10 protein-coding genes are annotated in these 12,394 nt (G+C 63.0%); all 10 read left to right on the top strand.

Annotated elements, in window-relative coordinates; all coding sequences use genetic code 11:
* The first annotated feature begins 41 nt into the window (after positions 1 to 41).
* From AC3CBN_RS14110 to AC3CBN_RS14155, 10 genes are read left to right on the top strand one after another with little or no spacing between them, the layout of a single operon-like run.
* Complete coding sequence (locus AC3CBN_RS14110; protein ID WP_488633643.1) at positions 42 to 851, top strand: hypothetical protein; 810 nt, start codon at positions 42 to 44, stop codon at positions 849 to 851.
* Positions 848 to 1,507 carry a hypothetical protein gene (locus AC3CBN_RS14115; RefSeq protein ID WP_488633644.1) on the top strand — a complete coding sequence of 220 codons (660 nt, stop codon included), beginning with the start codon at positions 848 to 850 and terminating at the stop codon, positions 1,505 to 1,507. Before AC3CBN_RS14110 ends, AC3CBN_RS14115 begins: the two co-directional genes overlap by 4 nt.
* Positions 1,507 to 1,827, top strand: a complete 321-nt coding sequence (locus AC3CBN_RS14120) for a LysM domain-containing protein (protein WP_488633645.1) — start codon at positions 1,507 to 1,509, stop codon at positions 1,825 to 1,827. The genes AC3CBN_RS14115 and AC3CBN_RS14120 overlap by 1 nt, the downstream gene beginning before the upstream one ends.
* Positions 1,820 to 2,956 carry a hypothetical protein gene (locus AC3CBN_RS14125; RefSeq protein ID WP_488633646.1) on the top strand — a complete coding sequence of 379 codons (1,137 nt, stop codon included), beginning with the start codon at positions 1,820 to 1,822 and terminating at the stop codon, positions 2,954 to 2,956. Before AC3CBN_RS14120 ends, AC3CBN_RS14125 begins: the two co-directional genes overlap by 8 nt.
* Entirely contained in the window at positions 2,953 to 3,459 is a 507-nt protein-coding gene (locus AC3CBN_RS14130) for a phage baseplate assembly protein V (protein ID WP_488633647.1), read from the top strand. Before AC3CBN_RS14125 ends, AC3CBN_RS14130 begins: the two co-directional genes overlap by 4 nt.
* An 11-nt stretch (positions 3,460 to 3,470) precedes the next feature.
* On the top strand, positions 3,471 to 3,794 hold the full coding sequence (locus tag AC3CBN_RS14135; RefSeq protein ID WP_488633648.1) for a hypothetical protein: 324 nt from the start codon (positions 3,471 to 3,473) through the stop codon (positions 3,792 to 3,794).
* Between the two features lie 7 nt (positions 3,795 to 3,801).
* Positions 3,802 to 4,173, top strand: a complete 372-nt coding sequence (locus tag AC3CBN_RS14140) for a GPW/gp25 family protein (protein ID WP_488633649.1) — start codon at positions 3,802 to 3,804, stop codon at positions 4,171 to 4,173.
* Entirely contained in the window at positions 4,170 to 7,010 is a 2,841-nt protein-coding gene (locus tag AC3CBN_RS14145) for a putative baseplate assembly protein (protein WP_488633650.1), read from the top strand. The genes AC3CBN_RS14140 and AC3CBN_RS14145 overlap by 4 nt, the downstream gene beginning before the upstream one ends.
* Positions 7,007 to 10,144 carry a putative baseplate assembly protein gene (locus AC3CBN_RS14150; RefSeq protein ID WP_488633651.1) on the top strand — a complete coding sequence of 1,046 codons (3,138 nt, stop codon included), beginning with the start codon at positions 7,007 to 7,009 and terminating at the stop codon, positions 10,142 to 10,144. Before AC3CBN_RS14145 ends, AC3CBN_RS14150 begins: the two co-directional genes overlap by 4 nt.
* Entirely contained in the window at positions 10,141 to 12,387 is a 2,247-nt protein-coding gene (locus AC3CBN_RS14155) for a hypothetical protein (RefSeq protein ID WP_488633652.1), read from the top strand. The genes AC3CBN_RS14150 and AC3CBN_RS14155 overlap by 4 nt, the downstream gene beginning before the upstream one ends.
* The last annotated feature ends 7 nt before the right edge of the window (positions 12,388 to 12,394 follow it).

A 12,394-nucleotide genomic window follows, 5' to 3' on the forward strand; every position in this document is an offset into this window, starting at 1 on the left:
CGCGATCTGCTGCGGAGCATGAAAGCCCTCTGGCTCCGGCCATGATGAGAACGACAGTGGAAGCCCGCGGTTCCGGTTTGCCCGCTGCACACGACTTCACGCGCTTGCCGGTGGATGTCCGTGAGGTTTCACTCAATGGCGGCGAAGACGACGAAGGGTTGGAGTCGGTGAATATTCCGATTCCTTCCAGTAGTGGCCTGAGCGCGGGTGGAGCGACCGGAACCGCTCGCACGCCCTCGTCGGCACGCAGGCGACCTACCGGCACGCGGGTGGATACCGTCAGTGACTTCACCCAGGCGGGTCTACAGGCTGGCTATCTCTCGGGCTACGGAAGCATCGCACGCATGCAGGTATTGCCCGACAACGTGACCTGGGATGGCGATAGCGTGGTTGAAGAGCTATGGCAACTCTCAAACACTTGCCCGGCGACACTTACCAGTCCAGGTCCCTGCCATGGGGATTCCACTTTTCCCATCGGCGGTGCGTCTGGTCGCTCTGCGATTATTCCGGCCCAGCCGGCCACGCGCAATCGCTTCTACGATTACCACGTCACGCGCTCGCGCGACCTGAGCTTTCTGCACGACGCCACGCGCAATCCTGCCGGGATGAACGCTTGCGAAGCAGTGTGCCGTCAAAACTATGCGCACAACGGTGTCGTGATCGGCTCGCACATCATTACGCGGCGCTTCCACAAGGGTGTGGTCGGGGGCAGGGACGTCACGATCATCGATGTGACCAAAAGAGACCTCCCTCAGGGACCGGGCGACTTTCCTGGGCGCCAGTTGCCGGCTGGTGAAGCGTACGCCAGTGCGGCTACACAGCCGCAATCCACTGCGGAGCAGGCCTCATGAGCAGCTTCCCCGGCTCACCGCGCATCCTCAAGGGCGGGCTCGTGCTGATCGATCCGGACAGCTCGGCCGTGCTGCGTGTGATCGCGCTGCAGTACAACCCCGACTCGCTCACGCGCTCGCTGCAGGTGCAGGCGATCAGTGCGGATGGTGGGGATCGGTCCGAAGTGCTGCGCCTGAAAGGGCCGCCGGTGGAGACCATCAAGCTGGAGGCGGAAATCGATGCCACCGACCAGCTGGAGTTTCCCGATCAGAACAGCGCCGCCACGCAGTCGGGTGTTTTCGCTCAGCTTGCTGCATTGGAAACGTTGATCTATCCCACCAGTGCGCAGTTGAACACCAACGATGCGCTATCGCAGATCGGTACGCTGGAGATCATTCCGATGGAAACGCCGTTGGCGCTGTTCGTCTGGAGCCAGACGCGCATTCTGCCGGTGCGCGTTACCGAGTTGAGCATCACCGAAGAGGCATTCGATACCGCGCTCAATCCGATTCGCGCCAAGGTGAGCCTGGGCTTGCGCGTGCTGTCGGTGAACGATGTGCCGACGGGACACAAGGCCGCCAGCCTTTTCATGAGCTATCTGCAACGCAAGGAACAACTGGCCGGTAGCGCGCCTGCCATGCCGCTCTCTGCGCTTGGCATTACGGGAGTGCCGTGATGACTGTGATCTTTCCTCCCACGAGTCGCTACGCACTGACACCCACCTGCACCTTTGTGAGAGCGGACGGTACGCCGGTGGTCTATTTGAAGCGACGCATCGTGCCGGCGCCGGAGAGCTTTGCGCTTTTGCAATGGCATCGCGTGGTGCAGGGCGAGCGACCGGACAACGTGGCCGCAAAGTATCTTGGTGACCCGGAGCAGTTCTGGCGCTTGTGCGACGCGAACCGTGCGCTACGGCCCGAGGAGCTCACCGAGACCATCGGCCGCAAGCTGGCCATCACTTTGCCGGAAGGCATTCCGGGGGTGCCGCATGCTTAAGGGCGTGCACCTGACCTTGCTGGTCGGCCCTGTGGTGCCCGTGCCGGTGCCGCAGTTGGTGCTCGATGCGCTCACGCAGATCGAAGTGGTGCAGCCCGATGAAGCGGCAGGTGCTTTCACTTTGCAGTTCACGCTTAGTGTGCAGTCGCCGTTGCACACGTTGTTCTTGCTGAGCGGCGGCGGTGTGGTGCCGCTGCTTCGCGTGATCGTGGTGGTGACGGTCAACGGCACGCCACAGGTACTGATCGATGGTGTGGTGACCAAGACCGAGGTTGTGCCTGGCGCGGACCAGCGGCATACAAGCTTGCAGGTCACTGGCGACGACCTCACTACGGTGATGCAGAAACTGGAGTTCTCCGGCCTGCCGGGCCTGCCGTATCCGGCCATGCCGGCCGAGGCAATTGTCGCCTTGCTGCTGGCCAAGTACGCCTTTCTCGGCGTCATTCCGCTGGTGATACCCAGCATCGCTATCGATGTGCCTATTCCCACCGACCGCATTCCCACCCAGCAGGGCAGCGACCTGGAGTACATCCGTCTGCTGGCCGAGCGGGTGGGCTATGTGTTTTACATCGAGCCGGGTCCGGCCCCCGGCATGAGCACGGCGTACTGGGGGCCGAAGGTGAAGGTGGGCATACCGCAGCCCGCACTGAATGCAGACATGGATGCGGGCAGCAATGTCGACAGTCTCAGCTTTAGCTACAACGGCAACGCGCGCAGCCTGCCCATCGTCTATATCCAGAACCAGCAGACCAAGGTGCCGCTGCCGATTCCGATCCCTGATATCGGTCCACTCAATCCGCCGCTGGGTCTGATCGATCCGCCACCGCAGACATTCCGCGCGCTGCCCGAGACAGCCAAGTACACGCCAGTGCGCGCCATGTTGCTTGGCATGGCGGAAGCAGCGAAATCCGCCGATACCGTCAGCGGGCACGGCAGTCTCGATGTCACGCGCTACGGTCGCGTGCTGAGGGCGCGTCAACTGGTGGGTGTGCGAGGTGTCGGTCCCGCGTTTGACGGCCTGCACTACGTGAGCGAAGTGCGGCACACCATCAAGCGCGGCGAATACAAGCAGAGCTTCAGTCTGTCGCGCAAAGGACTCATCTCCACTTTACCGCTGGTGCCGCCATGACCAAGTTCTATGGCAAGTACCGCGGCACGGTGATCCAGAACGTGGACCCGGAACAGCTGGGCCGCATCCAGGCGATGGTGCCGGACGTATCTGGCTTGCTGCCATCAAGTTGGGCCATGCCTTGCATGCCGATCGCCGGCAAATTGAGCGGCACCTATGTCGTGCCGCAGATCGGTGCTGGCGTGTGGATCGAGTTCGAGCAGGGCGATCCGGATTATCCGATCTGGACGGGTGGCTACTGGGGCGTGGCGGCCGAGGTGCCCACGCTGGCACTCGCCGGCAATCCGGCCAGCCCCAGCATCGTGCTGGCGTCGATCCTGCAGAACTCCATTTCCATCAGCGATCTTCCCGGACCCACCGGCGGCATCATGATCAAGAGCACCACGGGCGCGATGATCGTGGTGAACGACATCGGCATCACGATTTCCAACGGCAAGGGCGCCACCATCGTGCTGGCTGGGCCCACCGTCACCATCAACAACGGCGCGCTGGTCGTGACGTAGGGAGATACGCGATGCCGGGCTTTCTCATCCATGTTGGTGCCACCGTGCTTTGTTCGCACGCCGGGCAGGCGCAGGCCACGACGCCGAATCCGCGTGTCACGGTCAGCGGACAACCCACGGTGACGATGCCCGGCCCATGGTTGATCGCTGGTTGCGTGCTGCCGCCGCCAATTGCTGCGAATGGCCCTTGCGTGAGTGCGCAATTCGTTACCTCGGCGACGCGCGTTACTTCCAACGGGCAACCGTTGCTGTGTTTCGACAGTCAGGCGATATGCGCGCCCACCGGCACGCCGTTGCTGATCGTGGCCAGCCAGATGCGCGTCAGCGCCATGTGAGAATGTCATGGACACCGCGATGAACATCGATTTTCCCTATCACTTCGACCGTCGTGGCCGCACCGCGTCGACAGACAACGACGACCACGTGCGCGACATGATCGAGCAGCTGCTCTTTACCAACCCTGGCGAGCGCGTGAACCGCCCGGATTTCGGCAGCGGCCTGCTGCAGATGGTGTTTGCGCCGAACAGCCCCGAGATTGCCGCCGCACTGCAGTTCACGCTGCAGGCGGCATTGCAGCGTTACCTCGGCGACGTCATCAGCGTCAACGCATTGCAAGTCACCAGTAACGACTCGACCCTGCAGGTGGACCTCAGTTACATCGTGCTCGCCACAGGCGACGCGCGTAGCGACAGTTTCACGCGGAGTACGCCATGAGCACCGCGGGCAGCGCCGCGAATTACGGCCCAATTGGCTGCATGCTGTTGCCAGCCTGCAGCGACGAAGCGCGTCGCGAGCGCCTGCGTCTTTCGGGGAAACTCAACGGCATCGACTATGTCGAAGTGGGCGATGACGGCGTGACGCTGTGCGTTCATCTGTTCGGCGAGGTGCCATCGGACATCGGCGTCTCCAACGTGCGCCTCAGTGGCGGCGATCGCATCACAGGCTTGCGCGTGCTCAGCGTCAATGAGGAGCAGGAGCCCGAGTTGCACGATGACGTCTGTCTGCGCGTGGTGCTGGATCGCGAAGGTGATCACACTGCCTATTGCCTGTGCCTGGTCGATGCATCCTCCGGCAACGACGTGGCAAGCTGGGTTGCCTATCCTGGCTTTGACCCTCGCTATGCCTGCGTCACGCTGCGTTTCCGGCTCGATTGCGCGAAGGACTTTGACTGCGCGACGGAAGTGCCCTGCGTCGTGGCGCCAGTGCCGCCACCGGAAATCAACTATCTCGCCAAGGATTACGGAAGCTTCCGCCAGCTGTTCCTCGATCGCATGGCGCTCAATGTGCCGGCATGGCAGGAGCGCCATGTGCCCGACATCGGCATAGCCCTGGTCGAAACGCTGGCCTATACCGCTGACTATCTCAGCTATTACCAGGATGCCGTAGCCACTGAGGCTTACCTGGCCACGGCTCGGCGGCGCATCTCCGTGCGCCGGCACGCGAGGCTGGTGGATTACCGCATGCATGAAGGCTGCAATGCGCGCGCGCTGGTGGCCTTGTCGCTGCCAGCCGGTGAATCCACGCTCGACCTCGACAATCTTTTGCTGCTGGTACCGCCCGCAGGGCAAGCGGACGCCAAGGCCGGCGTGATCAATGCCGCGCAGCTGGCCGCCGCGCGGGCGCAAGGCGCGCTGGTGTTCGAGCCGATGCCACTGGACGGTGCCACCACCATCACGGTGATCGGTGCGCATAGCGCCATTCGTCTTTACACCTGGGGCAACGAACTGTGCTGTCTGCCGCGTGGCAGCACGCAGGCCGTGCTGGTCGATGCGCCATGGCCGCCGCTTTCGGTTCCTGCAGTACCTCCATCACCGGAAACGCCGCCGGATCCGGCAGCGCCTGTGGCAGCCGGCGGAGCAAAGGCGGGCAACTCGCCGTCTCCGGCGACTACGGCCACAAGCGCTGCCATGGTCGTCGCGCCGCAGCGCGTGCTGAAGTTGCAGGTGGGCGACTTGCTGATCTTCGAGGAAGTGTTGGGTGCCGCGACCGGCAATCCGGCTGATGCGAATCCAGACCATCGCCATGCCGTGCGACTGACGGCGATACAAGAGCTGGTTGATCCGCTCGATGGCAGCCTGCTGCTGCAAGTGAGTTGGGATTCTTGCGACGCACTGCCGTTCGACCTGTGCCTGTCGGTACGCAGGCCATCGCCCGATTGTTCATGGCTGCACGATGTCAGTCTTGCGCGAGGCAATGTGTTGCTGGTCGATCACGGCGATCACGTACCGGGGCAATGCCAATGTGATGCCATCTGCACACCGGCGGACAGTATCGACAATGCCACCTATCCCGGCCTTGGCAATGCACTCGCCGCGATGCCGGATGCCTGCCCGCGTTGCATGGCGCTCGCCGAAGATTGCTGGCTGGTTCCCGGCGCCACGCAGTACGGCTGCTGTCGCTGCGAGGACGCCGTGCAAGACGTGCTGCGACCGCCGAGCGACACGGGTCATGTGCTGCCAGGCGTGCCGCTGACCTGGGCCGAGCCTCTGCCTGGAAACGCGAACGCGCCGGTATGCCAGCTGCTTGTGCGTGATCCGCGTGCCGCCTTGCCGCAGCTACGCATTTACGGCGGCGCATTGGGCGATGTCCTCGTGAGCGGCACGCCAGAAGATCAGTGGCGCTGGGACACACGTCAGGACCTGTTGGAAAGCGTCCCGAGCGATCGCCATGTTGTCGTCGAAATCGATGACGATGGCGCCGCGAATTTGCGCTTTGGTGACGGCGTGCTCGGCCAACAGCCGCAGGCCGGTGATTTCTTCCGCGCCTCGTCGCGCCTCGGCAACGGCACCGTGGGTAACGTCGGTCGCGAGAGCATCGTATGGCTGGCATTGAAGGACGGGGTTCCGCCACCCGATCTCACGCCCCGCAATCCCTTGCCAGCCAGTGGTGGCACGGCGCCGGAAAGCCTGGCCGAAGTGAAGCTGTATGCGCCCGGTGCGTTTCGCGCAAATCCGCTACGCGCGATCATCGCCGATGACTACGCCATGTTCGCCCAACGCGAGCCGGCGCTACAGGGCGCAACTTGCTCACTGGCATGGAATGGCAGCTGGTATGAGGCGGATGTGGTGGTTGACCCGCTGGGTCGCGAGAACCTTCCCGCCGCGCTCGCCCATCGCATCAAGGCCGATCTCCAGCCTTATCGACGCATCGGTCACGACATCGCTGTGCAGGGCGCGCGATATGTGCCGCTTCTGATCGAACTGTTCGTCTGCGTGTTGCCGGATTTCCTGGTGGCCCATGTGCACGCAGAACTGCTTGACCGTTTCACGGCCGACTTGCGCAGCGATGGCACGCCGGGATTCTTTCATCCGGATCGCTTGCTGCTCGGTGAGTCGGTCAAGGCAAGCGCATTGATGGCCGAGGCACAAGCGATTACGGGCGTGGCTCACGTTGAATTGCGCACGCTGACACGGATGGAAGGCGGCAAGTCGGGCGACGTTCCTGATGACGGCGTGCTGCATCTGGCTGCAGCCGAGATCGCGCAAGGGGACAACGATCCGGACCATCCCGACCACGGCAGCATCGCGTTTGCGATGGGAGGTGGACGATGAGCTGCTGCAGCGCCTGCGGTCAACATGCCTGCGCCTGTGGATGCGGCGTCAGTGCGCGCACACCGCGCTCCCTCTACAACCGTCCGGGCTTGGATAGCCTTGCCTATCGCGTCGGCACCTACGAGGATTTCCTCGCCACCATGCAGATGGACCTGAGCGATGCCGCTTTGCCGGCATTGGCTGGGTTGCGCACCCGCCTGCTGGACGATGCGTCGATGGCTTTGCTCGACGCGTGGGCGGTGGGTGCCGATGTGCTCAGCTTCTATCAGGAGCGCATCGCCAACGAAGGCTACCTGCGCACGGCCACAGAGCGTTACTCGGTGCTGCAGCTCGGGCGATTGCTGGACTACCGCCTGCGGCCAGGCGTTGCGGCCAGCGTGTACCTGGCCTACACCATCGACGACAACTCATCGCCAGTAACGATTCCCAAGGGCGCCAAGGCGCAATCGATACCGGCGCCCGGCGAGCAGATGCAGACATTTGAAACCGCCGAGCCGCTTGACGCACGCAGCGAATGGAATGCGTTGCAGCCACGGTTGACCCAGCCACAAAACATCACGGTGGATACGATCGCTAGCCTGGGCGAGCTATGCATCGCAGGCACCAGCAGTAACCTCAAGCAGGGCGATCGCCTGTTGTTCCTGTTTGGCGACCTTGCCACCGGTGTGCAGGCTACTCGGCTGGTGCAATCGGTAGATATGCAGCAGCAGAGCAATCGCAGCAGGATCGAGCTGCAGCCGCTGGATCCGATCTCGTTGAAGATTATTGATGCGGCAACAGTGGGTATCGATGCACTGTACGCATCAAGCGCCGGCCCAAACCATGACAACTGGCTCGAGGCGCTCACCTGGGTCCGCAAGCTTTTACTCTTCGGTGGCGACCACGGCGACAGCTATGGCGACCTCATGCGGCCGCCGTTCGGGAACGACGCGCCGCCAGCGGGGCCTCCACCTATCGCTGTTTTCGCTGCTGCGGTAAATGCCGCGTTCGGTGCCACGTCAGCACCAGGCGGAGGCTTCCACGTGCCGTTCTCGGCACTATTTAGTGCCTTGAAGCTGAGCCCGACCGTACAGCCAGCGAACAACCTGCTACTGCCGCGCAACGCCGCTACCGCGCTGAGTGTCGCCAGCGACGTGCGCCCGCAGTTGTTGCTGAACTTCGAAGCACGGCTGATCGATACCTTCTATGGCTCGTGGACCCGCATACCGCACGGTGTGCCATCCCCGGCGCTTAGTGGCGTATTTGCGTTGCGCCTCACCGCGCCGATGTTCGGGTACAACGCGGTGTTCCCCATGGTGATGAAGGTTAATCCGGATGCAGCGACCAAGGCTGCCATTCCCTTCATTTCGGCACCAGGCAACGACTGGCCGCCCAACGAAACGATCGATGTCGTGCAGCTGGATAATGCCTACGATGGTGTGGCAGTGGACAGCTACCTTTTGATCCAGCCGCAGCGGAGCGATCAGCAGCTTCCGTTCGTGGCGCAGGCCCGAAGTGTGCGGGTGCATCCGCGCACGGCGTACGGCATTAGTGGCAAATCTACTGAGATTGCCCTGGTCAAAAGCGCTGACGGTTCGCTTTGGGATCTCAGTAGCGAATCAACCATCACCAAGCTGCGCGGTACCCAGGTGTTCGCGCAAAGCGAGCCGTTGCTGCTGGCCGATCAGGTCATCAGTGACACCGTGGGCAACATTGCCGCCCCAAGTATTCCCGCCGACAGCGCCACGCGCCTGACGCTCGATACGGCAGTGGATGGGCTCAAGGCAGGGCGCTGGGTCATCGTCGAGGGACAGCGCGCCGATGTGCCGGGCACTGATGCAGTGACCGCTGCCGAACTGGTGATGCTTGCCGCGGTGGAGCAGGGCGTGAATGCGCAACTGTCGGGCGATACTGTGCACAGCACGCTTGTGCTCGCCAACCAGGGCCTTGCCTTTGCCTATGTGCGAAGTAGCGTAAAGATCTACGCCAACGTCGTCCGTGCCACTCACGGCGAAACGCGCAACGAAGTGCTCGGCAGCGCCAATGGCGCCACACCGATGCAGGTATTCGGGCTCAAGCAATCGCCACTCACCTATGTGTCTGCCGCAACGGTCGACGGCGTGCAGAGCACGCTCACCGTCAGGGTCAATGGCGTGCAATGGCATGAGGTACGCAACCTCGCCTTTGCCGGTGATGGCGATCGCGACTTTGTGACAGCAACCGACGACAACGGAAAGACCAGCGTCACCTTTGGCGATGGCATTCATGGTGCGCGCCTTCCCACCGGTGTCGAGAACGTCACCGCTGTCTACCGCAACGGCATCGGCACGCCGGGTAATGTGGATGCCCAGCAAATCAGCCTGTTGGCCACCAAGCCGCTGGGCGTCAAGCAAGTCATCAATCCGCTGCGTGCCTCCGGTGGCGCCGATGCGGAGACACGTGACCAGGCGCGACGCAACGTGCCTTTGGCGGTGCTCGCGCTGGATCGACTGGTATCGGTCACGGATTACGCCGATTTCGCGCGAACGTTCGGCGGCGTCGACAAGGCTGCGTCCATCAAGCTCGGGGCACAGGTGTTGGTGACTATTGCCGGTGCGGCGGATGCGCCAATCGATTTCACGTCCGACCTTTACCGCAACCTGCTGCAGGCGCTGCAGCTATACGGGGATCCGGGGTTACCCGTTCGTCTTGACGTTCGCGAACTGCTCGCGCTTACGTTGAGCGCCAAGGTCGGGCTGGCACCGGATTACGCTTGGGAGTCGGTCGAGCCGCTGGTGCGTGCGGCCTTGCTGGACCGTTTTGGCTTTGAACGACGCGCACTGGCGCAGAACGTCTATTTGAGTGAAATCGTCGCCTGCATCCAGTCAGTGCGCGGCGTCGCCTGGGTTGACGTGGATGCCTTCGGAAGCCTCGACGAGACGACCTTGCTTGCGGGGTTCAGTGCAGACGATCCGAATGACGGAGACGGCAAGGGCAGCGGCGAGGTTGCCATCACGTCGCACGCAGCGGCTACGACTACGCCCATCACCCTGGCGCAGCGTGTACAGGTTTTGCCCGCACGCTATGACACCAGCGGCGTGGGTCAGCCGGCGCAGCTGGCCTATTTCCTGCCCGATGTGCCCGACACCTTGCTGTTGCAGGAGGTCACCTCATGAGTGCGAATCCGGATCGCCTGTACGAGCTGATGCCCGATATCTACCGCATGCGTGACGCGGAGCTTGGCTATCCACTGCGTGACTTCCTGCGCGTGTTGTCGACACAGGCCAATGTGCTTGAGCACGACATCACCCGCCTGTACAACAACTGGTTCATTGAGACATGCGACGACTGGGTCGTGCCGTATATCGGCGATCTGCTTGGTTACGAGTTGTTGCCGGAAGCAGCGTCGTTGGCTGACGAAGGCGCTCACACGGCTCGCTTGGGTCGCGTGCTGGCACCGCGTGCCGATGTGGCGAACACCATTGACGCGCGCCGCCGCAAGGGCACGCTGTCATTGCTGGAAGACCTGGCGCGCGATGCGGCTGGATGGCCCGCACGGGCAGTGGAGTTCTATCGACTGCTTGGGTGGATGCAACACCTCGATCACCAACATCCACAACGCGGTGGCACAGCGGACTTGCGCCAGCCAGGTGTCATGCAGCGCATAGGCTGGGCGAACGGTGCATTTGATTCGCTCGCGCATAGCGTGGACGTGCGACGCATGGGAAGTCGCCGTCGCCATGGCCGCTACGGTATCCCCGACGTAGGCGTGTTTGCTTTCCGCCTTCGCAGTTATCCGGTTACGACCACGCCTGCATACTGCCTGGAGGAGCGTGGCCCGCATTGCTTCACCTTCAGCGTGTTGGGCAACGATACGGCGCTTTTCCAGCAGCCGGTGGACGAGACGGTGGCGACGCACATCGCGCAGGAGATCAACCTTCCAGTGCCGCTGCGCCGCTATCGTTTTGCAGAACGCGGACCGAACGCCGACTACCTCACCGTGTCCGATGCACTCTATGGTGAAGATCGGAGTGTGCTGATCTATGCCCCCGATTGGCCGTCCAAGGGGCAGGGGCTACCGATACCGCGCGAACTACTTATGCCTGCCGACCTCGCGGGGTGGCGTTACCTGGTGCCGCGTGGTCGCGTAGCGGTGGACCCCGAGCGCGGCCGCCTGATGTTTCCGGCCAACCAGCGGCCAAAGCGCGGCGTGTGGGTTTCCTATCAGTACGGATTTGCCGCCGACATCGGTGGCGGCGAGTACGCGCGCATCACGCCAGAACTGCAAAATGCCACGCGCTATATTGTCCACACTGCTTTGCCCGACAGCGACCCGGCCAAGACAGCGCTGCCAGCGGGACACTACGCCAGCATCGCCGATGCACTCACGGCGTGGACAAAGGCGAAACAGGCCGAGCCTGCACTGCGCGCGCTCATCATCGAGTTGGCTGAGAGCGGCGTCTACGAAGGCAGCATCGACCTGCAATTGTCCGAGGGTGAAGCGATCCAGCTGCGCGCGGCCGAGCGCACGCGACCAGTACTACGCCTGCTCGACGTGCGCGCCAGCCAGCCGGACGCGTTGAGCGTCACCGGTGGCGCCGGTAGTCGCTTATTGCTCGATGGCCTGTTGATCGTAGGCCGCGGTGTCGAAGTTCACGGACAAGACGGTGACGACAGTGCAGCGCAGCCGCAACAGGATCTATGCGAACTGGTGATCCGCCACTGCACCCTGGTTCCCGGCTGGGCCCTGCACTGCGATTGCGACCCGAAACGTCCCGGCGAACCCAGCGTTACCCTGGACAGCACACACGCATCGCTGCGAATCGAGCAGAGCATTGTTGGCGCCATCTCGGTGATCAGTCCGGCCCGTCGCGGCGAGCCGCCATCTCTTCAGTTGTGTGACAGCGTCGTGGATGCCACCGGCATCGAACGCGTGGCGCTGGGCGCGCCTGACGAGGCGGTCGCCTATGTGGACGCAAGCATTCGCCGTTGCACGATCATTGGCGAAGTGCAGGCACACAGCGTCAGCCTGGCCGAGGACAGCATCTTCGCCAGCCCGGTGCGTGTGCTACGCCGGCAATGGGGTTGCGTCCGCTTTTGCTACGTACCGCCGGGTTCGCGTACGCCTCAGCGATTCCATTGCCAGCCCGACTTGGCACTCGCCGCGGTGACGGCCACACAGCGCCCGCAGGAGGCGCTTCGCGTGGTGCCAGGTTTCCGCAGTCTGCGTTTTACCACGCCCAACTATGCGCGGCTGGCCGACAGTTGCTGCGAGGAAATCCGCAGTGGCGCGTCGGACGGTTCGGCGATGGGCGTGTACCACGACTTGTACGAACCGCAGCGCGAGGCAAACCTCGCCTTGCGGTTGGAGGAATACGTGCCTGCGGATACCGACGCCGGCATTCTCTACGCGAGCTAGGAGATCG

It is taken from the genome of Dyella sp. OK584 (assembly GCF_057787755.1).